The sequence below is a fragment of the uncultured Photobacterium sp. genome (genome assembly GCF_947502415.1).
Taxonomy (GTDB): domain Bacteria; phylum Pseudomonadota; class Gammaproteobacteria; order Enterobacterales; family Vibrionaceae; genus Photobacterium.
On sequence record NZ_CANMZV010000001.1, the window covers coordinates 139,185 to 164,242 of the forward strand.

General features: G+C 42.5%; 24 protein-coding genes and 1 pseudogene. 13 read left to right on the plus strand and 12 right to left on the minus strand.

The features are described 5' to 3' along the window. Positions 1–136 precede the first annotated feature (136 nt). A complete protein-coding gene (locus Q0852_RS00580; protein WP_299012934.1) occupies positions 137–1,783 on the minus strand; it encodes an ABC-ATPase domain-containing protein in 1,647 nt (548 codons plus the stop codon). A 248-nt stretch (positions 1,784–2,031) separates the two neighbouring features. Between Q0852_RS00580 and Q0852_RS00585 the strand changes: the two genes are divergently transcribed. Continuing rightward, a complete protein-coding gene (locus Q0852_RS00585) occupies positions 2,032–2,271 on the plus strand; it encodes a hypothetical protein (RefSeq protein ID WP_299012935.1) in 240 nt (79 codons plus the stop codon). A 148-nt stretch (positions 2,272–2,419) separates the two neighbouring features. Here the strand turns inward: Q0852_RS00585 and Q0852_RS00590 are convergent, their stop codons facing one another. The 3 genes from Q0852_RS00590 to Q0852_RS00600 are packed head-to-tail and all read right to left on the minus strand — an operon-like array spanning position 2,420 to position 4,753. Continuing rightward, the gene (locus Q0852_RS00590; protein WP_299012936.1) at positions 2,420–3,757 is read right to left on the minus strand and encodes an ATP-binding protein; all 1,338 of its coding nucleotides are present in this window, start codon (positions 3,755–3,757) and stop codon (positions 2,420–2,422) included. After that, entirely contained in the window at positions 3,747–4,406 is a 660-nt protein-coding gene (locus Q0852_RS00595; RefSeq protein ID WP_299012937.1) for a response regulator transcription factor, read from the minus strand. Before Q0852_RS00595 ends, Q0852_RS00590 begins: the two co-directional genes overlap by 11 nt. Next, on the minus strand, positions 4,403–4,753 hold the full coding sequence (locus Q0852_RS00600) for a PepSY domain-containing protein (protein WP_299012938.1): 351 nt from the start codon (positions 4,751–4,753) through the stop codon (positions 4,403–4,405). Before Q0852_RS00600 ends, Q0852_RS00595 begins: the two co-directional genes overlap by 4 nt. Before the next feature lie 255 nt (positions 4,754–5,008). Here Q0852_RS00600 and Q0852_RS00605 point away from each other — a divergent pair, with 255 nt between their 5' ends. After that, on the plus strand, positions 5,009–6,901 hold the full coding sequence (locus Q0852_RS00605) for a methyl-accepting chemotaxis protein (protein ID WP_299012939.1): 1,893 nt from the start codon (positions 5,009–5,011) through the stop codon (positions 6,899–6,901). A gap of 61 nt (positions 6,902–6,962) precedes the next feature. On the opposite strand, the gene Q0852_RS00610 is transcribed toward Q0852_RS00605, so the two are convergent. Continuing rightward, positions 6,963–7,868, minus strand: a complete 906-nt coding sequence (locus Q0852_RS00610; RefSeq protein WP_299012940.1) for a DNA ligase — start codon at positions 7,866–7,868, stop codon at positions 6,963–6,965. A gap of 279 nt (positions 7,869–8,147) precedes the next feature. Here Q0852_RS00610 and Q0852_RS00615 point away from each other — a divergent pair, with 279 nt between their 5' ends. The 3 genes from Q0852_RS00615 (at position 8,148) to Q0852_RS00625 (ending at position 10,514) form a co-directional block, all read left to right on the plus strand. Then, on the plus strand, positions 8,148–9,200 hold the full coding sequence (locus tag Q0852_RS00615; protein ID WP_299012941.1) for a PTS transporter subunit IIC: 1,053 nt from the start codon (positions 8,148–8,150) through the stop codon (positions 9,198–9,200). 296 nt (positions 9,201–9,496) lie between these two features. Continuing rightward, the gene (locus tag Q0852_RS00620) at positions 9,497–10,117 is read left to right on the plus strand and encodes a chromosome segregation ATPase (protein ID WP_299012942.1); all 621 of its coding nucleotides are present in this window, start codon (positions 9,497–9,499) and stop codon (positions 10,115–10,117) included. A gap of 79 nt (positions 10,118–10,196) precedes the next feature. Further along, on the plus strand, positions 10,197–10,514 hold the full coding sequence (locus Q0852_RS00625) for a cupin domain-containing protein (RefSeq protein ID WP_299012943.1): 318 nt from the start codon (positions 10,197–10,199) through the stop codon (positions 10,512–10,514). 673 nt (positions 10,515–11,187) lie between these two features. Here Q0852_RS00625 and Q0852_RS00630 read toward each other — a convergent pair. The 3 genes and pseudogenes from Q0852_RS00630 to Q0852_RS00640 form a co-directional block, all read right to left on the minus strand. After that, positions 11,188–11,469 (minus strand): hypothetical protein, encoded by a 282-nt coding sequence (locus tag Q0852_RS00630; protein ID WP_299012944.1) that lies wholly within the window; start codon positions 11,467–11,469, stop codon positions 11,188–11,190. Between the two features lie 235 nt (positions 11,470–11,704). Continuing rightward, positions 11,705–11,884: pseudogene (locus Q0852_RS00635) on the minus strand (IS3 family transposase); the annotation flags it as partial. A 179-nt stretch (positions 11,885–12,063) separates the two neighbouring features. Continuing rightward, positions 12,064–13,566, minus strand: coding sequence for an NAD(P)-binding protein (locus Q0852_RS00640; protein ID WP_299012946.1), 1,503 nt, complete (start codon positions 13,564–13,566; stop codon positions 12,064–12,066). A gap of 335 nt (positions 13,567–13,901) precedes the next feature. Here Q0852_RS00640 and Q0852_RS00645 point away from each other — a divergent pair, with 335 nt between their 5' ends. The 3 genes from Q0852_RS00645 to Q0852_RS00655 all read left to right on the plus strand — a co-directional run bounded on the left by Q0852_RS00645 (position 13,902) and on the right by Q0852_RS00655 (position 16,581). Further along, on the plus strand, positions 13,902–14,906 hold the full coding sequence (locus Q0852_RS00645; RefSeq protein ID WP_299012947.1) for a response regulator: 1,005 nt from the start codon (positions 13,902–13,904) through the stop codon (positions 14,904–14,906). A 3-nt stretch (positions 14,907–14,909) separates the two neighbouring features. After that, the gene (locus tag Q0852_RS00650) at positions 14,910–15,344 is read left to right on the plus strand and encodes a PAS domain-containing protein (RefSeq protein ID WP_299012948.1); all 435 of its coding nucleotides are present in this window, start codon (positions 14,910–14,912) and stop codon (positions 15,342–15,344) included. Positions 15,345–15,570: 226 nt separating this feature from the next. Next, a complete protein-coding gene (locus Q0852_RS00655) occupies positions 15,571–16,581 on the plus strand; it encodes an OmpA family protein (RefSeq protein WP_299012949.1) in 1,011 nt (336 codons plus the stop codon). A gap of 64 nt (positions 16,582–16,645) precedes the next feature. Here the strand turns inward: Q0852_RS00655 and Q0852_RS00660 are convergent, their stop codons facing one another. Further along, positions 16,646–17,437, minus strand: a complete 792-nt coding sequence (locus Q0852_RS00660) for a M48 family metallopeptidase (protein WP_299012951.1) — start codon at positions 17,435–17,437, stop codon at positions 16,646–16,648. 129 nt (positions 17,438–17,566) lie between these two features. Between Q0852_RS00660 and Q0852_RS00665 the strand changes: the two genes are divergently transcribed. The 4 genes from Q0852_RS00665 to Q0852_RS00680 all read left to right on the plus strand — a co-directional run bounded on the left by Q0852_RS00665 (position 17,567) and on the right by Q0852_RS00680 (position 20,208). Further along, a complete protein-coding gene (locus Q0852_RS00665) occupies positions 17,567–18,001 on the plus strand; it encodes a hotdog fold thioesterase (RefSeq protein WP_299012953.1) in 435 nt (144 codons plus the stop codon). Positions 18,002–18,004: 3 nt separating this feature from the next. Further along, positions 18,005–18,235 carry a DUF3389 domain-containing protein gene (locus tag Q0852_RS00670; RefSeq protein WP_299012954.1) on the plus strand — a complete coding sequence of 77 codons (231 nt, stop codon included), beginning with the start codon at positions 18,005–18,007 and terminating at the stop codon, positions 18,233–18,235. A 403-nt stretch (positions 18,236–18,638) separates the two neighbouring features. Further along, complete coding sequence (locus Q0852_RS00675; protein ID WP_299012955.1) at positions 18,639–19,535, plus strand: phosphotransferase; 897 nt, start codon at positions 18,639–18,641, stop codon at positions 19,533–19,535. A gap of 64 nt (positions 19,536–19,599) precedes the next feature. Then, positions 19,600–20,208: a RimK/LysX family protein gene (locus tag Q0852_RS00680; protein ID WP_299012956.1), complete on the plus strand. Its 609-nt coding sequence runs from the start codon at positions 19,600–19,602 to the stop codon at positions 20,206–20,208. A 60-nt stretch (positions 20,209–20,268) separates the two neighbouring features. On the opposite strand, the gene Q0852_RS00685 is transcribed toward Q0852_RS00680, so the two are convergent. The 3 genes from Q0852_RS00685 to Q0852_RS00695 all read right to left on the minus strand — a co-directional run bounded on the left by Q0852_RS00685 (position 20,269) and on the right by Q0852_RS00695 (position 24,476). Further along, positions 20,269–21,096, minus strand: coding sequence for a DUF2797 domain-containing protein (locus tag Q0852_RS00685; RefSeq protein WP_299012958.1), 828 nt, complete (start codon positions 21,094–21,096; stop codon positions 20,269–20,271). A 104-nt stretch (positions 21,097–21,200) separates the two neighbouring features. Then, positions 21,201–22,817, minus strand: coding sequence for a cellulose biosynthesis protein BcsG (gene bcsG / locus Q0852_RS00690; RefSeq protein ID WP_299012960.1), 1,617 nt, complete (start codon positions 22,815–22,817; stop codon positions 21,201–21,203). A 177-nt stretch (positions 22,818–22,994) separates the two neighbouring features. Next, positions 22,995–24,476 carry a BcsE family c-di-GMP-binding protein gene (locus tag Q0852_RS00695; RefSeq protein WP_299012961.1) on the minus strand — a complete coding sequence of 494 codons (1,482 nt, stop codon included), beginning with the start codon at positions 24,474–24,476 and terminating at the stop codon, positions 22,995–22,997. A 399-nt stretch (positions 24,477–24,875) separates the two neighbouring features. Between Q0852_RS00695 and Q0852_RS00700 the strand changes: the two genes are divergently transcribed. Further along, entirely contained in the window at positions 24,876–25,058 is a 183-nt protein-coding gene (locus Q0852_RS00700; RefSeq protein WP_299012963.1) for a hypothetical protein, read from the plus strand.

Here is a 25,058-nt window from a genome sequence, read left to right on the forward strand (position 1 = left end):
ATATTGGTATTGTCTCGCTGAATAAATGCTCTAATTGTGATCTGTCGCTTACTCTCTGTTATTTAAGTTTTTATAATTTACAAGCATAAAAAAAGCGTCCCTTATTTGGGACGCTTATTCTTTATTAAGCCGGATATTATTTGAATTCGGCTCTACGCATGCGGTTGAGTACTGCCATAACCTCAATAACGCGAGGTTTTGCTAAATCACCGAAGTTTGGCATCATGCGGAACCAGTCATCGTGAAGCATATGCAGGAACGCTTTGCTTGGGTTGTTTTCCCATCCTTTGCCTTGAGAAAGTTGGAACCACAGCCAGCCAACGGCATGAAGCTGGCTTGAATCGGAAACCTGTTCCAGTGCTTGTAGGTCGATAAACTCTCGGCCGAAACGTAATGATGTTTTATCTTTCACCTGAATACGGAATTTACCGTCTTCCATCATGGTTTGCAGGGCTGAGCGGCTTACTTTACGCGTACGCGGTCGGTTGATTTCAGAACTACCTTCAAGCTGGCGACGAGTAGGGTGCGAGGCGACGACTTCACGCGCTTTGGCGGTTACATCGACGGCTTCATAGTTATGCATCTGGATTACAGTATCAGCCACATCCAGGTAGTCTCCTGAGCCACCCATAACTAAAAGTACTGATACATTTAATTGGTCACGTAGGAGCGAGATGCGATCTACCAGCGGTGTAATAGGTTCATCTGTTTTAGCAATCAGGGATTGCATACGCTCATCACGGATCATGAAGTTTGAAGCGGACGTATCTTCATCGATCAGCAAGACTTTGGCACCGGCTTCCAGTGATTCCTGAAGCCAGGATGCCTGAGAGGTTGAACCTGATGCGTTTTGGGTGCTGAATGCGCTGGTATCTTTACCCATAGGCAGGTTGGATATGTAAGGTGTCAGGTCAACTTTGTGCACGCAGCGGCCGTCTTCTGCACGGATTTTGGAAGCCGTATCATCGGTAACGATGAATTCGCGGCCGTCACCCGGAATATGGTCGTAGACGGAGTTTTCAATCGCATTCAGGAGCGTTGATTTACCGTGGAAGCCGCCACCGACAATCATGGTGATACCTTTCGGGATCCCCATACCGCGGACAGTACCCTTATGCGGGGCTGTCAGTTCGATAGCCAGATTGTCCGGGCTGACAAAAGGCACGGCGTCGGTCATTGGCTGATCACAGTTACCGGCCAGACGCGGCAGGATACTTTCATCAGCGACGAATGCCATCAGGCCATTTTCGTCAAGCTGACTGCGCAGTGCTACTTGATCTTCTACTGTTTCACAGTGGCGCTTCATTTCATCGATCGGCAGCTCACGGGCAATCGTGGCACGACGGATGATTTTTGGCATGGTAAAGGTCAGCAGGTTTGCAGTCTTTTTGGCAATGATGGTACGGCCATCTGCTGGTAGGTTGATCCGGAAACGAAGTTCGATGGCATCGTCATCAAAGACGACAGCGGTACGATCCAGGATTGTTTGACCCGGTCGGTCAATTTGAATCTCATTAATTTGCTGCGCAAGATCAGCAAATTGGCGCGCAATAAAATCACGAGCAGCACGCTGGTAATCACCAGATTGTTCTTTTAACCATTCAAGGTCGGTTAATGACCATTTACGGCGAGCACGAACACGTGATGCAGGTGCATAAGGGTCGGCCTGTGTCGTATCGATATAGAAGTCGAAGTCAACGAATTGATATTCTCCGCGTAGGCTTGAATAGCTGCGGTAATTATGACGGTCAATTTTATGTAATTTTGCTTCGAGTAATTGCATATCGCCTCGATATCGTTCGTTGATAATTCCGGGGGCTGGATTCTACACGAAAGGTATAAGTATCGGTATAAATATCTACGGTAAATCTTTAGGCATGAAACACATAGTTGCATCTTCCTTTTTTACGTTTTCTTTTTGCCTTTGGATGTCTTGGCTGATTGATAGTCCTACTTTGGTCTAATTGAATAATTCTTCATGCTCGCGCTATATTGATAATAGAATGAATGCCCAGAAAGAAAGGAGTAGTGATGCTGGAAACGATAACGAATGTTGCGGAGATTTTGTTGCTTGTCTTCGGGCTTATGTTTATCACTATGGGGGTAGGCCAGTATGGCTGGCGTACAGCTGACTGGGGAGGGGTTGTTAAAATGTTCTATCAGCGGATTTGTATGAATACTTCTGAGTATAAATGGTATCGGCTGGGAGTAAGTAGTTTCGTGTTTGGTGTGATTGTCCGGATTGTGAATCTTACCATTTGGCCTGTCTGACCGAGGATAAGCAGCATAAAGCTGCTTTTTTAGGGGCTGCTTATCTGTCATTTTTCGACAGTTTCGGCTTTGAAAGGCGATCGGGCTTTGTGTATGCTGCCGATTGGCTGTGTTCGCGGTAGATTGGTATCTTCACGCAGATATCGCATTAAATACGGGGTAGGGGTAAGGATAGTTCTGCTTTTAGCCCGCCTAGCTCACTGCGACCTAAAGTCAGGTTTCCCCGGTAGCTGTGCGCGAGTTCACTCACTATATTGAGACCTAGGCCAGTACCAGGGGTCGTTTCATCAAGGCGAATGCCGCGTTTGAGTACAGGCTCATACATACTTTCATCAATACCGGGGCCATCATCTTCAATAATGATGGAAACTTGTTGATCGCTGATATCGGTTTGGTGAACCCGAATGAGTTGGTTTGACCACTTATAACTGTTTTCGATCAGGTTTCCAATAATTTCATCGAGATCGCGTTTTTCTACCGCGACGTTGAGATCGCTGTCCAGTTCATTCACAAGTACGACATTGCGATGGGCATAGACTTTATCCATAGCCATAGAAATGGCATCGACCCGAGTTGCGGGAGCGGTTCTTGCTGCCAGAATGTTGGCTGCACCTGCCATACGGGCGCGACCGAGATGGTAGTCGATATGCTGCTGAAGTTGCTGCAGGGGCGGCGTTAGTTTGCATTGTTTTTCCTTCTCAAGTAAGCCGACTTCGTTATTCAATACTGCAATGGGTGTTTTTAAGGCGTGTGACAGGTTTCCGGCATGGTTTCTTGCCCGTTCCAAAAGTTCCTGGTAGTGAAAGAAGAGCGCATTGAGGTCGTCAATGACCGGTCGGACTTCGACTGGGTAGAAACCTGTGAGCTCTGTTGATACACCTTCTCGAACTTGCTTAAGGTTGTTTTGTAATTTTTTTAGTGGCCAGAGCGACCAGCTAACCTGGAGCCAGGTCAGGATCAAAATACCGACGGCCATAATCAGTAATATGATCCACAGTCCGTGGGTGAGCTTCATGATCGTAGCGAGCAGTTTGTCTTGGTTGGCTGCGATAGCAAGCTCGACCGGTTCATCGATTTCAGGTAACAGGAATTTTCGTGTTACAACCAGCAGTGATTGGTTGTTGGGGCCGGTATATCCCTCTTTTTCATTGCCTGTGATTCGGGTATCCCATAGTGATCGGGAACGAAGCTGAGTACCGTTAACAGTTAGTGCCCAGTAAAGGCCACTGTAGGGGGACTGGAATCTGGGATTAGACAGCCTGCTAGGTAGGGAAAAGCGACCGTTGGCGTCGACATCGACCTGTGCGGTGAGTTCATCAAGATAAAGGAAAAGTTGCTGTTTTTCCTGATCGACTAGATAGCTTTTAATAAAGTTGGGTACCAGGTAGCCTGCAGCTAGGATGGTGACAGATAACCAAACAGCCGCTGCAATAAGCAAGCGGCTTCGAAGGCTTGGGAGATGTTTCGTTTTGGCACTAATCAGCATTGATGCGGTATCCGAGACCTCGAACGGTTTTAATCACATCGCCACCGATTTTACGGCGGATCCGCCCGATGAAGACTTCGATAGTATTTGAATCACGGTCAAAATCTTGTTTGTAGATATGTTCAACCAGCTCGGAACGAGAAATAACCTTATCGGTATTATGCATCATGTAAGACAGTACTTTGAACTCCAACGCAGTAAGATCAATGACCTGGCCTTGATAGAGTACTTTGGAGGTTCGGGTATCCAGGCTCACGCCACTTGCCTGGAGAACTGGCGATGCATTGCCGGATGAACGGCGGATTTGCGCTCGTAACCGGGCAACCAGTTCGACCATCTGAAAAGGTTTAGTAAGGTAATCATCAGCACCTGCATTCAAGCCCTCAACGCGTTGGGTTAGTTCATTTCGCGCACTGAGGATCACAACTGGGCAGTTAACGTTTTCATCACGGATGCCTTTAAGAACAGTTAGACCGTCGAGTTTGGGTAACCCGAGATCTAGGACGATTGCATCCCATGGTTCCGATGTAGCCCGATAGAGGGCATCAATACCATCACTTGCCAGTTCGGCGACCCAGCCACTTTGTTCCAATCCGGATATAATTTGCTCGCCTAGAGTAATTTCGTCTTCAACGACAAGAATTTTCATTTTGATACCTTGATGATATTTTCCAGCTTTCGGCCTTTGATTTCGATAATAGAAAGTGTTTTGGCTTCATATTTGACTTTAATAATATTGTTATTGGCGTCGATAAGCTTTAGTTCATACACCCATATATCGTCATCCTCATCGAGTTCGACCTTGATGATCCGTCCGTTTATCTCCCGGGCTACTTTTTCCTGAAGTTCAGAAAAAGGTTGAATCAAACCTTGCTCAACAGCTTTCATGACATCGTCATGGTCTTCCTCTATTTCAAGGTGAGGAGAAGCGTTGGCGTTAAGCGCCAATAAACCTATCAATCCGAGCAATGCAGAGTAACGATATTTTTTCTTCATATTTATTAATTTTACTGGGTGTTTATGAACATCAAATGAATGCCTGATGGGAGGATGTTTCAGGCAAAAAAATCACTTCTTATTGACTAAAAAAACTGTATGATCACCACGAAAGTGGGTCAAAATAAACCCAAAGAGCGATCTTGTGTTCAACGTTTTATACATCTTGCGCTCATCATTTTATACGCCTTGTGTCGTATGTGACACGGTTCATTATATTCGTGAATTAGAATGATAATTCTAATAAGGGAATTTATGCGTCTTAGTTTAAAAATGAAGCTTGTGTTAGCAAGCGTATCACTGATTTTTCTTACCATCCTTGTTTTAGGTGGCATTTCTTACCAAACACTTGAAGATCAAGCATGGTCTGCAATTGAGAGTGAGAGTCACAATACAGCTGATGCATATAGCAAGGGAATCGGTGATTGGTTCGAAGGGCGCCAGAGCGCTGTTTCAGCGACAGTGAATGCCGTTGAACGTGACCCACAACTTGATATTGTTGGACACTTGAAGCAAACCTTAACATCTGGCGGTTTTGGCCTGAGCTATTATGGAACCAAAGAAGGGGTAATGTACCGCCATGATCCTTCTTTGAACAAAGCTGGTTATGATCCTCGCGCTCGCGGTTGGTATAAGCAAGCTTCTTCTGCGGGTAAGCAAATCACTACTATGCCTTATGTCAGCCATACAATGCAGACACTGGTGGTAACCTTGGCTGAGCCAGTATATCGCAGTGGTGAAATGTTGGGTGTCGTTGGTTCGAACCTGGCACTGGGCCACCTGATGAAAGATGTGTTGGATATTTCTGTTCCGGGTGATGGTTATGCCATGCTATTGGATATCCGTAACAATTTGGTAGTCGCTCACCCTAATCAGGACAGGCAGATGAAGCCGCTGTCTGATTTGGGCCAAGGGGTTAATGCACGGAGCCTACAGCAAGTCATTGCTTCAAAAAAATTATATTTTACTAAGCTTGATGGTCGCGAAAAGGCGATTGCAGTAAATGCGATTCCAAATACGTCTTGGGCAATAGCTCTTGTGATGGATAAGGAAACACTGGAAGCACCGTTGAATGCGATGCTGATGAAGCAGTTTTTGATCGGTTTTGGGATCATGCTGTTTGTATCTGCGTTTACAGCTTGGTTGGTTTCCCAGCTATTCCGCGGGCTGAATAACGTATCGGCGGCATTGTCAGATATCGCAAACGGTGAAGGTGATCTGACGGTTCGTATTGATGTTCAATCTGATGACGAAGTGGGTGAGCTGGCGGAAAACTTTAATCAGTTTGTGTCTCGTTTACATACGATGGCATCAAACCTGCGTGATATTACTTTGCAGCTTAACCATTCAGCTGCTGATTCTGCTGATTCTGCATCAGAACGTAGTAATCGTATTCGTTACCAACAGGATGAAATCACTATGGTGGCAACGGCTGTGACTGAAATGGCCAGTGCGACCCAAGAGATTGCCGGTAACGCAGAGAATACCGCAAAAACAGCTGAGCAAGCCGTAGCAATGACTGGGGAAGGTCATGCTCAGGTAGGCCAGAGCCAGTCATCTATCGGTAATTTGGCGAAAGAAGTAAACAGCGCTGTGAATATCATTGAAGATCTGAACGGCCATGCTCTGAAAATTAGCTCTATCCTGGCTACAATCCGTGATATTGCAGAACAAACCAACCTGTTGGCACTGAATGCGGCTATCGAAGCGGCACGTGCGGGTGAGCAGGGACGTGGCTTTGCGGTTGTTGCCGATGAAGTGCGAGTGCTGTCGCAGAGAACTCATACTTCGACGGAAGAGATCCAGAGCATGATTGAAACATTACAGTCAACAACAAGTCAGGCAGTAACTGTGATGTCAGACAGTCATCAGTTGGCTGAAACCAGCGTTCAGGACGTTGATGCTGCGGGCGTGAGTATTAGTAATATCGCTAGTGAGATTAACGTGATCAGTGATATGGCTACTCAGATTGCTTCGGCGGCGGAAGAGCAGTCAAGTGTTACAGCTGAAATCAGCCGCAACACTGAAGGTGTTCAGGAAGTTGCTAACCAGCTGGCGAGTGAAGCTCAGGAAGCAGCAAACCAGGCTGAAGGGTTGAAAGGGTTGGCTGATCAGCTGGAGCAAGAAGTTAAACGTTATAAACTTTAAGTTCTAGTTTACAGTTACTTCTATGATTGAAAGCCGCTCGATTGGGCGGCTTTTTTGATTCTTATATATCAGGTGTAGGGCGGTTTCGGATAAAACGCGCAAAACGAGGAATACCGCTTTTTGTATAGCCGTTATAGCGATAGTTGATGATAGTACCGAGTGCCGGAGGGTTGTCACGATCTGCATCGCTAAAGCCAGAGCCAATTTTGAATTTGATGTTATTTGAGCTCAGAACCCAGACAGCGCCCATCTTCCCGAGGTATTTCCCCTTCCCATTTTCATATCCGATAACGACGGCTTCGGCATCATGAAAGTCTTTGAGTTTCAGAAGATGATCAGAACGACCATGGTGATAAAGGTTATCTTGATGATGCAGCATCAGACCTTCACCGTTATTTTTGCTGATGCTCGCTTGGTAGTCGTTTAGCGCGGTAAGGCTATTAAATTTCTGTTGTGATACAGCCTGAATGTAAGCTCGGTCAATATCGTTAATCAGAGAGGTTAGTTGTTTGAGTCGTAACTCAAACCTTTCGGTGCCTGTGGGGATGTCGAAGACCATGTATTTTATAGCTTGCCATTGTTTATCGTTTGGATGCTTATCCATGACAGTTGCGGCAACTTGCTGGAACTCCCCTCGGCCAGCCCATAGCTCGCCGTCTAGCTCGGTATTTTCCGGAAGGCCTGCGGTAAACCACGCTGGTGCAGATATAACTTTACCCGAACGAGTGATTAACTCACTTCCTGTCCAGAATGCACGGATACCATCGAGTTTTTCACTGACGTAATAGTTGGAAATCTTGTCGCGATTTGAAGCGGTTTCGGAAAAAAAGTCCGGGTCATAGACAGCCGCTTTCATTACATCAGGGACATCTGCCGCTTGAAGCATAAAAGGGCTGACAATAAGGGTAATGGTTGCGGCAAGGCGGCTCAGTGTTAAGTCGGGTTTGATTGGTGGGCAATCAGGCATGATGTTATCTCCGGTGGTATTTGAGGTATCACGCTATGGTTGAGGTTGGACTGAAGTAAATATTGTTGGCAATTAAATTTCGTAATCTGGGGGATAGTTTGAGTTTCTCGTATGTTAACCGCTATCTGCTTGGTATAGCTTGCGAGTCATATCAGATAGGTGTTTTGTCAGTATTGGGTTGAATATGGTTCATTTGTGCATAGTCATGTAGAATTTGCGACTTTGATTTTCACCAGGTCAATATTTTAGAAACAGCTTTTTATACAGTGACGTATTACGATGCAGTTAGCACAGAATCAAATTAGCGGCTTTTTAAGTCGAAAAAACATCGATCTTTCCGCCCGGACTTATTTTGTCCATGCTATGAGCTTTATGGCTCTGGGTTTATTCTCATCATTATTGATTGGTTCAATTCTTAATACCTTGGGCACTAAGCTAGGTATCCCTCTTTTTTCGGAAACATTATGGCCAATAGCCAGGCAGATGACAGGGCCTGCTATAAGTGTAGCCATTGCCTATGCACTCAAGGCTCCACCGTTAGTGCTATTTTCTGCCACAACGGCTGGTGCTGCCGGTGCGGCATTAGGTGGCCCAGTTGGTGCTTATATTGCTGCTGTTGTTGCTACGGAGTGCGGGAAGTTAGTTGCCAATGAAACCAAGATTGATATTTTGGTTACGCCAGCAGTAACCGTTATTGTCGGCGTTGCCGTAGGGAGCCTTGTTGGTCCTCAGGTGGCGGCAGTCATGACGGCATTGGGTGATGTTGTGATGTATGCCACCCAGTTGCAGCCGTTTTTGATGGGAATCATTGTTGCGGTATTGATGGGAATGGCCCTGACTTTGCCAATTAGTAGTGCCGCTATTGCTATTATGCTGAGCTTAAATGGTTTGGCTGCGGGGGCCGCAACTGTTGGCTGCTGTGCTCAGATGGTAGGTTTTGCTGTGATGAGCTACCGTGAGAACCGCTGGGCAGGTGTCGTTGCACAAGGATTGGGAACATCAATGTTGCAAATGCCAAATATTGTGAAGAATCATAAAGTTTGGATTCCGCCAATTTTGACATCGGCTATCCTTGGTCCGATTGCGACATTGGTATTTAAGATGGAAAATACGCCATTAGGTGCAGGGATGGGAACTTCTGGTTTTGTTGGCCAGATCCAATCATTTATCGCACTGGATACTGTCGGATGGCAAAGTGGTGAAATATACACTGTAATTCTGCTGATGCATTTGGTGTTACCCGCCGTGATTACATTGTTTCTTGCTGAAATCCTGCGGAAAATCGGTTGGATAAAACCAGGTGATTTGAAGTTGAATTTGATTTCGAAGTAAGTGTCGAAAAGCAATGGTTGATAGGCGCAAATTAGTTTGCGTCTTTTTCATGAGGTTATGTTTAGTTTCGTAAAACAAACTTAGTAATTTATTACGTTTTATCCCTATTTTGATATAAACATGACACAAAGAGATTATCTTGCTGATATTATTCATATATCGATAGTACCCGGTGTCTTGTGGCTGCTTACATGGGTATGGAAGGTTGACTTGTAGTAATGGAGTGCCTGTTTGGAAGGGCGGGTTCAAAGTATATGCTGAGATCTTGGAAAGTATCGTTATTTGTAGGTTTTGTTGTGGGAAGCGTTTTAGCTTCTGCTGTATGGAATCGAAATCCTGGACCTAGCCAGGAGGAGTATGATCTTTTATTACAAAAGAATGCGCAGTTAGCTGAGAACAAGCAGGCATTGCAGGAAAGCTTCGAAGCTTACGAGACTCAGAAGGCCTTGGAGCTTGAAGATGTGTTTAAGCAACTGGAACAGAAACAATCTGAGCTGGAAAAACAGAAATCTGATTATGAGAAACAGATTGCAAAGTTAAAGCAGCAACAGAAAAAGCTGGCGGTTACTAAGAAGAAGTTAGATACCAAGGTTGTTGAGTTAAAAACTACAGCTGAAAAACAGCAGGTTGTTTTAACTAACTCCAAAGAGCTTTACCAGCAACAGTTAGTGTTGCAAAAGCAGGTCGTCGGTGCTGAAGCTGATGTGAAAAAAGCTCAGGGTGTAGCCAAAGATTTTAAGCAAGCTTGTGATGAGTTCAAAACAGGATCTGGCTGGAACTGGGTTTCTCAGGCCGATTGTGACAAGTATGAAGCGAAGTTGACTTTAGTTGCAGAAGAAGAAGCACAGTTAACTGCATTGAAAGCTGAACTTGAAGCATTAAATAAGAAGATTGAAGTCAGTTTGCCAAAGAATTGATTTATAAATAGACCTAAATATTGAGGTCATTGGCTAATAAAAAGGCGAGGTAATTCCTCGCCTTTTTTCTAGAGGAATTATGATCAACTTATTCAGCAATATCCCGACTAATCTGCCGGAAGAAATTTTTGAAGATATCATCAAAACGCCTCATGTCCGCATTGAGAGAATAATTTCGAAAGGACATACCACTCCTGTTGATGATTGGTACGATCAAGATGAGCATGAATGGGTGTTAGTGGTAAAAGGAGAAGCGAGAATTCGGTTTGCGGATAAAGAGTGTGAAGTCCACCTACAAGAGGGCGATCATATTAATATTCCGGCCCACCAACGGCACCAAGTCTCATGGACAGATCCTGAGCAGGAAACAATCTGGCTTGCGGTGTTCTATTCATAAAGAAGAACGGCTCCATCAGGAGCCGTTTTTTTTACTGTGATCGTTGAGGCGGTACTTCGTTGAAGTATGGATTCGCTGAGGGCGTATTAGAAAGTAACAGCTCCTGTCGTCAGGCTGTAAATCGCACCAGCTGCAAGCAAGGTGAGCAACAATATCCCCATGGCTTCTCGCTTATTTTGGATAAACGATTGTTGTTGCTCTCTTCGTGCCCAGCACATCACAAGCAGGCCTGGGAAATAGAGCAGGGCGACAAGTAGCAGGTAATGCAGGCCTGCTGTATAAATTAATCAGATCCCGTAGATTGTCGCAATTGTCCCACCAGCCAAATCAAGGAAACGTGTTTTTTTGTTTCCCTTATAGCTGTCGTTTTTGACCGCGACTTTCAACCCGTATGCGGCTAAAGCCTGGGTCTCACTTTACTCTGAAGTTGGTTTTATTATCCATACAAAGCAATCAAGGTGACCTGTTACACTCGTCGGTTTTGGTTTGGAGTTCGGTGTGCTTGGCTGGTTCGGTGGGGCACACCTTATTGCGGGCGTTAGCCCGTAATGGTCCTATCGATGATTAATCACAATAAATCAACGTAAGGTTTGACAGTGTCATTTTGCGAAAAGTGTAGTGTAGAAACTGAACATAAGAGAGCATTAAGGTAAAAACATTGAAATTGCTATATTCAAGAAGCAATTCTGTTGTTACGAACAAGAGCTCTACGTATGTTTTTACACATTTTTCCGAATTTCGAGAGTTCATCGAATGTAGGTGGCAATCCGCGATTTATTTGGTGTTGCCAGTAAGTTAATTCAGAATCTACAATTTCCATTAGTTTTTTGGGGCAACCAATACAACTGTTATCTGGGCCGCACACAAAAGTATCGGATTGGTATAGCGGAAAGTCTTGTTTGACTGCATCAATGATTTGCTGCATAGCTGTGATTCTGTCTGGCTTCTTGCTCACAAAATAAGCTCCTAAAGAAGTTCAAGCGAGCATTATAGATTTTATGAAAAATAATACCAGACCGAAAAAGAGTAATTCATTTATAGCGACATGGCAGACAACGACTATGGCGTTAACAGATAAATTTTAAGCTGTTTTTTCACCCCATAAAGTGCCATCTCTTAGCATTGAATTTATGATGATAACCATCTTCCTGACACAGGCAATGATGGCTACTTTGTAGTGGCCAACCATTTCCGGACAGTAAATTAGTTTGATTCTCAGCTTTTGCCGGTGGAATACCTCCATTGTATTTATGAGGTCTGTAATAGCCCATCAGGTAATGGCTGATATCTATTGATGCCTCGGTCTTTGTCATATACCCCATAGCCGGAACCCATTCCGTTTTCAGGCTTCGGAATAAGCGCTCCATTGGCTGGCGCGGACAATGGAGTATTCACTCTAGTGATTCAATGAATTAGCGGAATATGCTGAGTAAGTAGTTAAAAAATACAAATCTATGAATATTTATGGGCTGAAGGAATGTAAAGTCAGGCTTTTATTGATGAGGTTTATACCAATAAAGAGCGGTTTTCAGCTCTTTATTGGTAATTTCTAGATAATTTCGTATCTGACTGGGCGGGCAAGTTCTTCGGGGTAAGAGCGTGAAGATGCAAGTTTTTCCGCCATCACAACAACTGTGTTCAGATCTAACCCCGATGTGACCGGAAGCTGCGCTTCCAGAGCTAGCGTTGATAATTGAGGTATTTTAGGGAGCAGCCCTTCGCATTGCAGCTGTTCTAAAACTTTATCTGCTGCAGATAAAGCTGACGAAGCTTTAACTATTTCACTGCGGGCATAACGTTTTCCGGCAAATGATATATCTGCTGCACGCAGGGATGGGTCACCACCGGGGATTTGTTGTGCTCCGAATAAGGGGTTTCCTCCTACTGTAGCAGAGCGATAGGTGGGAAGTAGTTTAGCCACGTGCTCAATAGCTCTTTCCGTTCTGGTATGGATATCGCAGCTTTTCCAGCCGGATTTGATTTTGCTTGTAAGCGGTTCACTAAGCCGAGGTTGCGCACTGTTGCCAGTGGTTGTGGCGAGTCCCTGCCGAAATAACGTGATATCTTCCGTCATGCCGTGTAGCTGGAAATAACCGCCAGGGTAGGGAGTTAGCTGCGCCATGCCATTCGGAGTGCCACGTTCGCCGTGAAAGATCACTTCTGGCCAGATCCCTTCACATTCTGCCCAATGAGTTACATAAGCCGCTTTAAACTCAACCATTCGTTTACGTGTCAGGTTTGCCATATCATCAATGGTACCGGTCCGATAGCCACAAGCGTTAACAAGGTAGTCAGCACTGGTTGTATGGGTGATGTGATCTTTAATTTTTCTGTCATACTGCTGGTAGGTTATTGACCAAGCGTAACTTTTACTATCTTGTTTAATATCAATAACTTTTGCGTTCGTATGCAGCGAAATGTCTGGTAATTTCTCGGCAGCCAAGTTGGCTATTGAAGCCAGTCGGAAGATACTCAGGCCATATTCCTGTACCAGAATTAAGGGGTATTTAAATTCATTCAGGCTCAGATTTTTAGCAACTGGGATCATCCAGTCATCGAGAGATGTCGGCGTAGTAGGGAGCGGGTACTGGGCTAGCTGCTCAAGATCATCTTGGTAGTACAACTTGAAATAATGTTCTGGCTGACCAAGCACTTGGTTTTTGGGATCGTTTTCGACCAGAGTTTTATAGGTGTTTTGTAACAGATCCAGACGATTAAGAAGAGCCTTGGGATCACCTTGATCACGTTTGGGAATGGCGATAACCGTCGGGCGAATATTTGTTGTTTGTGGGAAAACTCGCAGTGTATCAATGGATTGTTTAAGTAAAGCCTGGCATTGCTGATTTGAAATTTCACGATAGAGGTTACCACCGGCGTGTAAATGACAAATGGGCGGGCCATTAACCAGGCTGCTGCCTTCTTCAAACAATTTTACTTGGATACCAAGTTCAGCAAGGCGGAGGGCAATGGTTGAGCCGGCAATTCCGCCACCGATAACACCGACCGAGAAAGGTTTGTGCCCTTCAACGTGATGGGCTTCATGAACATTCATATAGGGTGACAAGTCGTTTACGTCATATAGTGATAATGGTTAGCATTCTACTGTGCCTTTGTTATGTTTTAAATAGCCGTGTTAATCGGAGAGTTGCCATCAAAGAAATATTTACATTGTAAATATAGAATGCTGTAGCGGTTTCAAAAAGAAGATTTCAGATTGCCGAGCATCGTGACGCTGTCACTTTGTTTCGTGAGGTCTTACCTGAGAGGTATTGTTGATGCTTTTCACGTATTTCAGCAGACCCGATACTATTCAACTGTTATTATCGTTGAGTTACATAAGAATATTAGAAAAGCGCTCCGAGAAAGAAGAAGCGCCAAGGAGCTAGCATGGCAACTTCAATTTTGATCTGCGATGATTCAGCGTTAGCCCGTAAGCAGATGGCCCGTGGACTACCTGCTTCGCTTGATGCTGAAGTTACTTTTGCTGTTAATGGCGTAGAAGCGTTACAGCATTTGAATAAAGAAAAGTTTGCGTTGATGTTTCTGGATCTGACAATGCCTGAAATGGATGGTTATCAGACACTAGAAGCTATCAATCGACAAGGAATAGATATTAAAGTTATTGTGGTCTCGGGGGATATCCAGCCACAAGCTCAGGCCCGGGTTAAGGCCCTTGGGGCGATCGAGTTTTTGAAAAAGCCGATAGATAAGGCACATTTGAAAGACTTGCTCAAGACGCTGATCCCATCCGAACCACTTGCATTTGATGCCGTTATCCAGCGGGTCGCGATACCAGCCCTCCGTCGTCGTGATATCTATCTGGAAGTGGCTAACGTTGCTATTGGCCGTGCCGCGGACTCATTGGCACGACATTTCGATGTTTTTGTAAATCTGCCGCTGCCGAATGTCAATGTCTTTGAAGTTAGTGAACTTCATATGACGATGCGCCACCTGTCGACAAGCAGTACTATGTCTGGGATCTGCCAGGGATTCAGTGGCGAGGGTATTGCGGGTGAGGCACTGGTTTTACTTAGTGATTCCAGTGTTAATGATCTGATGTCGATGATGAAATATCCTGTTGCGGAGGGGGGAGACTCTGAGCTGGAACTTTTGATGGACGTCAGTAATATTTTGGTCGGTTCGTTTCTTAAGGGACTGGGGCAGCAGGCGGAAGTCAAGTTTTTCCAAAGCCACCCTGTATTGTTAGGACAACATATCCCGATTGAAAATATGATTGAGCAAACGGAAGGTAACTGGCGTAGAACCATGACATTTGAGGTGAGTTACGGTATAGAAGGGACAGGCATTAAATGTGATTTGTTACTGATGTTTGTGGATGAATCACTGCCGTTACTTGATAACAAATTGTCGTATTTGATGGATGAGGATTAAGCCATGTTTTCTTTACCAGCCGAGTTTGAGCAGTTTCACTGGATGGTTGACATGGTGCAGCATGTCGATGTCGGGCTTGTTGTACTGGATAAGGATTTCAATATCCATGTCTGGAATGGCTTTATGATCCACCATAGTGGTAAGCAGGCCCATGAAGCGATTGGCAAGAACCTGTTTGAGATTTTTCCTGAAATTCCAGAAGAGTGGTTTGTGGCAAAGTCAAAGCCTGTTTTTGAACTCGGTTGCCGCAGCTTTCTTATCTGGCGTCAGCGTCCGTATTTGTTTAAATGCCGGAATGTCAGGCCAATTACCCAGCAAGCGTCATTTATGTATCAGAACGTGACGCTTAACCCGATGACATCGCCAAAGGGAGTGGTGGATTATCTCTTTATGGCGGTGGAAGATGCTACTGCTGAGGCGTTAGCTGAAGGACGGTGAACCGATAAATAATTACCATAAAAAGCTCACAGTCGTGGGCTTTTTTCTTATCTGCATTATTCATATTTTATTTTCACGTTTACCTGATTATTAATAGCTCTATCACCTTGCTGTATTTTTTGTATATGAAAAAGAAGGATTTTTTTGTGTTTCTATATTTGTAAATTATTTTGTTTAGATCTAGACATAAGGTGTAGTGGCAAAAAACAAATAAAGGACTATTCATATGACAAAGCTATACAAATTCCTCTCGCTAGCCTTGCTTGTTTCTGGCGTTACTCAAGCTGCAACCGATAATCCGTGGTATGTAGGTGCACGAATTGGTGGTACTAACTTTGATAGTTTTGACGGTGCTCTTGATGGTCGTGAAAGTGCATTTGAACGTGATGACTGGGGTGGTGGTGCCTTTATTGGGTATAACTATAATTCCTGGTTTGGCGTCGAAGGTGGCTATACCTACTTGGGCCAGGCCGATTTCAAACAGGGAAATAGCGGTTTTGAAGTTCAAGGGCTAGATCTTGTTGGTAAGTTCACCTGGTCGGCAACGTCCGATATCGATATTTTTGGTAAGGCTGGTGGTTATTTTTTTGATGTTGATAACGGGGTCAACAACGAAGATGAAAGCGGCATTTCCGGCACGGTTGGTGTCGGAGCTGAGTATTTCTTTAATGAGGATCTTTCAGCACGAGTTGAGTACCAATATTATAATCAGGTTGGTGATAACGACCCGGGTGAGAGTGATGTCCATTTTTACGGTTTGAGCCTGGTATATCATTGGGGAGCACAGCCGACAGTCGCCATTGAACCTGCGCCTGAACCTGTCGCAGAGCCAGCACCGGAACCAGAACCTGTTCCTGTTGAGCCTGAAGTTATTGAGATTGAAGCTCTTAGTTTGGCACTACCTTTTGCCTTTGACAGTAACGCGCTTTCTCAGGCTGATATAGATAGATTGAAACCAATAGGTGACCGCTTAGTAGAATATCCAGGCCTTAAATTGTATGTCATTGGGCATACCGATAGTCGAGGATCCGAAGAGTATAACCAGAAACTCTCTGAAGAACGGGCTGCTATGGTTGCCAGTTATTTAGGCACCCATTTCGGTGTTGAGAAAGATCGTGTAATTGTCCAGGGACGTGGTGAAACAGACCCTGTTGCACCGAATGATTCTGAAGACGGTCGTGCCCAGAATCGCCGTGTTCAGGTTTATACACCAGGTTTTGAGTTGACTGAAAGCTAACAAAGCTAGAAGTAAAAAAGCGCCGTTTGGCGCTTTTTTATGTTATCGGTGTTTTGATATATGACTACAGTTGGCACTGTGGATGTGGGGCATTATAAGCCGGTAGGCGTCCGATCTCGGCTTTCAAGTCGCCAATACGCGTCGCATGAGATGGGTGAGTTGAAAGAAGCTCTGGTGGTTGATTACCGCCAGAAGCTTTATTCATATTTTGCCACAGGGTAATACTTTCATTCGGATTGAATCCAGCTTCAGCCATTAGGCGCAGACCGATAATGTCGGATTCAGACTCTTGTGCACGGCCGTAAGGCATCAGCACACCATATTGAACACCAAGCCCGAGTCCGGCCATTGCTGCATCATAATATTCAGTACCGCTTATCGCCATACTTGATAATTGAAGGCCAACATTGGCTAACTGTGTGCGGGACAGGCGCTCGTTGCTGTGTTCGGCCATAACATGGCCGATTTCATGGCCAATGACGCTAGCAAGCTGATCCTGATTATTGGCAACATCTAGTAAACCGGTGTAGACCCCGATTTTTCCGCCCGGTAGGGCAAAAGCGTTGACTTGATCGCTATCAAAAACGACGACTTCCCACTGGCTGAAGCCATTCCTTGGATTTAGTTTTGACGTCAGGGTGTTGGCGACACACTGTACATATTGGTTGGTCTTGGGGGCCGTGTTGATTTTTTCTTGTTTTTTCAGTTCTTCAAAAGACTGCGCACCAAGTTGCGACATATCTTGGTTGGAAAACAGCAAAACCTGCTGACGGCCAGTAGGAGAGCTGGAGCAGGCAGTAAGCGCCATTGTTGAAGCTAGTAGCCCTGTTATGATCAGAGGGTGAAAATGACGCATATGAGTAATTCCTTTCATCCAATTATAGGCAAGATTAAACGCAGGATCATACTATGGCAGTGAGATTGTTTATAGTCGCCAAGGAGCCAGAATGTTATTCTGGTCGGGAATTGGATAACAGGTAACTTCATGAGTATGTGGAAAAAACCGTTCACGTTGGATAGCTTGAACCAGACATCGGTTAATACGTTAGTCGAGCATTTGGGGATTGAGTACTGTGAGTTTGATGATAATAGTTTGAGTGCTGTTATGCCTGTTGATGCCCGTACCCATCAGCCTTTAGGAATGTTGCATGGTGGTGCATCAGTAGTGTTGGCCGAAACACTTGGCTCCCTGGCTGCCAATATGTGTGTAGATGATGGAAAGTATTGCGTTGGTTTAGATATCAATGCTAATCATGTACGTGCTGTACGGAGCGGTATTGTTAAGGGAAAAGCTGTCCCGCTTCATCTAGGGGCAACCACTCAGGTGTGGCAAATTGAGATCACCGATGAACGAGGCCGATTAGTCTGCACTAGCAGACTGACGATGGCTGTGATGAAACATAAGAAAAAAGAAGCTTAATTAATGAATTTAACGTTTTCTGAAGGTCGAATTATTGCCAACCAGCATGAGTTAGTTATTCGCCTGAACGGCAGTGCACGAGTGACATTGCAAGCTTTAGTCGATGATGTGAATTTGATTGGTGGAGCCAATGTGATCACAGCGATGGGAAGTGGTGTTAACTGGTCTGTTCGGCTTGATAATGAAGAGCAATTACGTGAAGTATCTGAAGTTATCGGTATTGCTATTCAGTAATTGTTGATGCCGTGTGCTAATACGGCATTTTAGTTTTTGATTCTGGATTTTTTTCCCGCTATTGTCGTTATCTTCCTGCTTGATGAAAACAAGAACAACGGGTACCTCATATAGGGAAACTGCATATGAAATTCCTTTGAGGTAAGCGAGGTTTTTTATCTTAACTTAATGATTTTAATGTTTCTTTGGTGATGATTATCATTTAATCGTGGTTTGACTTTTCTTGCGCCTGTTTTTTATTCTGCGGTAAATCATTAGATACATTTTAGTGAGAGCGCGAGCTCAGAATTTACTATTTTGACCCAAAATCCTAGCTTGAAGAGGCCAATTGTTGCACTCTAAACATGAGAAACAAGACTGATATTTTGGTGATGAGTGCCGGGTATTTGTACAGGGAATGCTGATGATAAAACCACAACTTAAGCAGATAGCTGAAAGCGCTTATCAGACGATTTTTGGCCAGCGTCCTGATTTATGTAATTTTCAGGAAACATTTTATGGCTGGGTTGTGTTTGTTGCGTCACCACACGGAGCTAAGGTTGTCGTTAAGTTTTCAAGGGAGATCGGTCGCCAGGCGAAAGAGATCCAAGGGTTATCTCGTTTAAGTAAAGTGTTGGCATGTCCTGTCCCTGAAGTCTTGTTTTTCGGACGAGAAGAAGGGTATGACTATATTATGCTGGAGTGGGTCAAAGGAGAGTCTGCACATAAGTTACCCAATGATCCGGCTGCGGTAGAATCTTTTCGTGAGAGTTATACTAATCTATTGCTAGCTTTACATGAACATCAGGCTTCAGAAGGATTCGAAGTAGTCGAGAATGAGTTTACTCCTTGCTTGATAAAAGCCTATGAAAGCTGGATGTCACCTGTATTGCGTTATGTACAGAGTAGTTGTTCACCTTTTTCTTCCGAGCTCAAAGATATCTATTCGACTTTATGGGAGAGAAAAGAAGAGATTTTGTCACCGATAAATCATCATTCTTCTTTGGTTCACGATGATTGTCATGTGGGGAACATACTGTTTGACCAGAAAACTTATCAGGTTTCAGCCATCGTAGATCCGTGTGATGTCGGTTATAAGCATCGTGAGTTTGACCTTTTTCATCTTTATGATGTCCGCCCGGATTTACAGCTTGTTGAAAGATACCAAGAGAGTGTTCAACTAGCTGAGGGATTTGATTGTCGCCGATGGTTTTTAAGTTTATGGGACGATGCCAAACATAGCCGGAATATGGGGTGGTATGACGAGCAGTGGTTGCTGTCGAAGGCAAATCGGTTTGAAGAGAGTTATTCTTGCCGTTAAATTTGCTACTAGATGATTTATCTGCGTATTATTTTTGTAGTTAGATAGCACAAGGGATCGCAAAATGAGAACAGTAGCAGCCTGTTTTATCGCTCTTTTACTGGTTGGTTGCGCCCAGCAGATCTCTCGGGAACCTGAGCCTGTTCCTGAACCTGAAGTTAGTGGTGAAGTTAAGCCTGTAGAGCCTGTTGTAATTGTACCGGAGCCAGAGGTTAAACCTGTTCCGGAAGTGACGCCGAAACCAGAACCCAAACCTAAGCCAGTTCCTGTTGTTACCAAGACGAAAGATGGAAAACTAATTTTGGGGGCAGAGGAGTGGGTATGGCTAGCCCCGGCTAAAAAGCATGTGAGGGTAAAGGTCGATTCTGGAGTAAAACTTTCTACTATTGGTGTTTCTGATGTTCAGGAATTTGAGCGTGATGGTAACGATTGGGTTAAGTTCAAGGCAGGAGGACAGCCTGTAGAATTGCCTGTTGAAAGATGGTTGAAAAGTAAAAATGGCAGCAAGGAAAGGAAGGCCGTCGTTAAATTACGGGCGAAGTTGGGTGAATTGAATGAACTGACTGAGTTTGCTCTTACCGCAGGAAAGGGCATTGTTCTCGGCATTAACTTTATCCGGGATGTTGCAATCGTAGATGGTAATCGTAAATATGTTCAGCCAAAGGTCAAATGAATATAGATATAAACAAGGCGGCCAAGTACCGCCTTGTGTTGTTTAGGAGCCAGTTTAGGGCTATGGTGTTTCGACGCAGACTTCGTAGCTGGTGAATTTACGGATGTTGATCACCCCTGTATCAAAGATAAGGTATTGTCCCTTGATACCAAGAAGAGTACCTTCTACTACAGGCTCTTTATCAAAATTGTGTGAACTAATTTTCGTAGGGTATTGAGTCACAGGGTATTGAATTGCTAAAAGTTCTTCATCGAGCCTTTCAACAGCATCATCACCATACAGTTCAAGCAGTTCATTTAGTCGATTTTCAATGGCCGGTAATAAACGATCTGCTTCTTGTTTTAGGTCAATGTCATTGTTGTCACCTTTGAGCATCGCACGCCAGTTTGTCTTATCCGCAACCATTTCAGCGAGAGCAATTTCGACCAAGCCAGACAGTTGTCTGGTTTTGACTTTCAGGATTGCCAGGCCTTGGGTTGCCCCCTGGTCAATCCAGCGGGTTGGCAGTTGCGTATGACGGGTAATCCCAACTTTTAGCCCTGAAGTATTTGACAGGTATACATAATGAGGGACCATACAGTGAGTATCTCCCCACTCAGGCTCTCGGCAAGTTCCTTTGGCATAATGACAAGTCTCAGGTTTCATTATGCACATATCACAGCGAGCGAGCTTTTTCATACAAGGGTAGCAATGACCTTGTGAGTAGCTTTTCTTCGTTTTTTTACCGCAGGCATCGCAGAAAATATTGCCTGTGTAGCTCACCTTCAGCTTTTTGCCGATTAATGGATTTAAGGGGAGAAAGTCATCACCGACAGGAAGTAGGTATTCCACTTCTTTGTCGAGAGATGATTTCATTTTTTTCAGTGTACCAAGCATGACTTTGCTCATTTATTTGTCATATGTAATCCGATTTTATCATCTGCAAAAAGAAATATCTGAGCAGATTGTAAATACGTTTGTGCATAGTGATCCCTGAATTGTAGGGGAGAATATTATTCTGAGTATTGAATCCAGTTCTTATTGTCAAGGGTCAGATAATAAGAACCTTGAACATTCATCATAGTTGTGCCTTGGTTTTGGGAAAGAAACTCAACATGGTCAAGGTCGTTTACAAGTTCTGTAAGGTGGAATGGTTTTCCAGAAAAAATATCATGAGTAATAATATTTCCGATTAAATCTGAGATGGCTAAATAACTACTAGGTTGATTCAGTTTTATTGAACCACCTTGAAGGTTAAGTTTTGACCCTAAAAGTTTTATTCCAACAGGAACATGAGTGATTATTCTGGTCGGAATTTCTCTCATACCCTGGATCTGCATTTTATCACCGCGAAGGGCCGCTCCATGTTCAGGGACAAAAACAACAACAAAGTTGCGTTGGGATTTTTTTAATTGATCCATAAAGTTATATAAATCGTCTAGAATGTTTTTCTGTTGTTTCTTATAGCTTAATAGACTTCCATTTGTATCATTTCGAATGATTCTATTTCCATCATGCGCAGATATCGAATTATATAACGTTATTGTTGGTGCATTTTGTGGTGAACTATATTCTGTTAACCACTTTGTGAGAATAGTAAAGTCTCGGTAAATACTAGAACCATCAAAACTTTTTTGATAGGGCTGTAGTGATTTTAAGTCGACTTTGGATTTTATACCACCAACATTATTGCTAATGTGAGTCATGAAGTTTCCGAAGTTACCATCGTGATTTAAAATCAGTTCATTTTTAAATCCAATCTTTTCTAGGTTTTGAAATAGTAAGCACTTCTTATTGTTCGGAGGCGAGAATAGATCTGTATGCTCTTGTTGTCCACAGCTAGCACGAAGAAGGCGGATGATTGCGGGTCCACTGTAAGAGGTTGCAGAATTAAAATTCTCAAAAAAAATGTCGAATTCATCAAACAATGGATGGTTAATTTGTCCAGTAAGGTCTAAATCATCCCAAGCTATTGAGCATATATTAAGTAAAAGAATGTCGAAATTGCTGCCTAAGGAAAGTTTGCTATGGAGTGTTGATGTTTTAGACTCTTCATTTATAAAAAAGTCTGATTTTAATTGATTTAAATCTAAATCACTTTGACTCTCGTTTTTCTGTTTAACTAATGTGTTTGTTGTTGACTGTAAAGTGTGTCGAGGTGCCTGCTCTGATTGAATAAAGAATGGCTGAGATTGTTGTATGAATGATATGTATAACATAGCAATAAGTACAAAACTTGTGACTTTGAAAATCTTATTTGCAAGGTAGTATGTGATTGAAAGAAAGGCAAAAAACACTAAAGTGTCTTGGTCGATGAATCTGAACAATATTTCGATGAGATAAGTACTGTCAAACTGTTGCAGTTGTGAAAATTGTTCAACAAAACGAGCAAGTGGCGGTAGAAAAGAATCGTAATATAAACAAGATATAGCCAAACAAAAGCCGATGAAATTTTTAAGTATTTCAGGCATTCCTTTTTTTGTAGGAATGAGAAAAAAAACAAAAAGTGTAAAGTTATATAATGGGGAGAAACCTATAGAACCCTTAATGCTCATTATAAGTTTGGTGATAAAATATAGATTCCAAATACCTATATTAAATGAAAGTGTTTTTATTTTGTCCGGTTCCACAATAAAATCCCTGCCATTATTTCGTTTTATTTACATTATACTCTTTGAAATGTTTGAGCTTTCTACGTTTTTGTTGTTGGTAATTATTGAATTTCACAATACTATCTTTAAAAAAAACACCACAAACAATGCCTAATGATATGCTCACCAATACCGTGAGTAAAAAGTCGCTTAAGTTCATGATGATACCTTATGTTGGACTCTTTCTAATGGGGTGCGTTTAGCATGACGATGATTAATGTTTTTATTATATAATTCACGCTCTCTAATATTGGGGGGGGGGCTTATGTTTTTGGCAGGTGTAGAGTTGAACTTTAGTTTACTTAACTCAATATTGACATCACTACTGTTTGATATAGTGGTTCTTTGTGTGAATAAAAGCTCCGCTTTAAATTTGAAAATATTATATAGTGCTTGGTCTATATCATTGTGTCTCGTGGCACTAAAAAAAATATAAATTCTATTTTCATAAGTTGTTAACAGGTCACCATTGCGATTTATCTGGCATAATGATAAACATTGTTCTGTGGTAATATCTGTGAGAGGTTTTAGTTTGATTAATGCAAAATCCAGGTGATGATTAATATGATAAGAGATCAGTGACTTGACGTGAAACGTAAATTGCTCCGTATCAAAAACTCCACGAGTATTAAATATTGGCTTTCGACTTATTAAGTCGTTATAGCTTATATTACAGGAGATTTGATGAGTCATTCTTTTTACTTGATAGCAGAAATTGATAAGTTCAGAAAATGGTAATAGTGATGGAATTACTAGGTTAACACCTGATTCAAATAAGAAAATCTTGTCAATATAACGCATGCGACAATTAACTTCTCGGACAATTATTCTCATTTCATTACCCAGTGTCATTCTTAACCTGAAGGTTAACTTGGATATTTTATCTATATCATGATGTGACTGATATGGGAAAATTACGAGGGCGTTTTTTTTTGACTTTGCCTCTTTAAATAACTTGCTCTTGTTTTTCAGTGCTCGATATTGTGGTGGTAAAAATTCGTTGTCTTTAAGTAGATCACGTGTCGTAAGTATATGTTCAGCATCATTTTCAATGTAAGGTACAGGTGTTTTACTATTTACGTGAAGTTTTTTAGGCTCTGTTGGATTGTGAGTGGACGGAAGCAATATTATATGTTGTTTATTAGTAGTGATACCTTGTTTTGTATGCTTGAAAATAATATTGTGAATCACTTGGTTAATATTATTGGTATATAATGTAGAAAGGCTTTTAATATAATTGCAAAGGGAATTCATTAACGGTTTTATATGGCTATCAATATTTTGACCGTAGATGAAAAAGGAAAGTTCAGTTTTTGTGTTTTCTAGTAGCTGGTTTAATCCCACAAAAAATTGAACCAGTTCTGTATGTTCTATACCGATAAATATTCTATCTTCAGTTAGTAAGTGAAGATTAACGTTATTATTTGATTTGATAATCTCTAAATCTGCAGCCATTTCCCTAAGAGTGATGATATGTTTACTGTCCGTTGTGAAATAAATTCTATTATACATCGATTCAAGATTATGATTGTTTGCATTAAATGAAGTTATAAACTCTTCAGTTGTCATGTTAACTACTAATGTATCATTATTTATACTCTCAGCTTTAGATGATGAGTCAGTGTTATAGGTAATCATGAAATTGCATATTAACTGCTTGTCGTTGGATGTGATAATTTTAATCATAATCGTGATGATTTTATTGTTGTGTTTTTGACAATAACTTAATGTTAGTCGACGATATAAAAGTTTCCACTTTTGATGCTTATGAAGACAAAAAAATAGGTTTTTTTGAAAAATTATTTTGTGAATAAACATGAAATAGTCTACCAGACTTGGAAAATTCAGCTTTTCTAGTACTAAAGTATAATAAATATAGCAAATTGTGGTTGTATTTGGTGCTTATGCTACGCTTTTATTAATGATTGTTGGTGCTTATTGATAATAATAAAAGTGTGGTTATAAATAAATGATCTATTGGTAGTATTAATTTGATTGAGCTTTTATGCTTATTTATGACAAAAAAAGACTATAAAAATGAATGCTAAATCGGACGTGTTATATATAGTTAATTCGTATTATGTTGAAGATGATGAGTTTGACTATAAAGAAATACTTGAAGATGAGAAGGAGCAGAAGATTAATCGCCGTTGGGCCATTTTTTCCGAAAATAAAAAAGATTATAGTCATGGACTGGTTATTGACGATCTTAATAGCTGA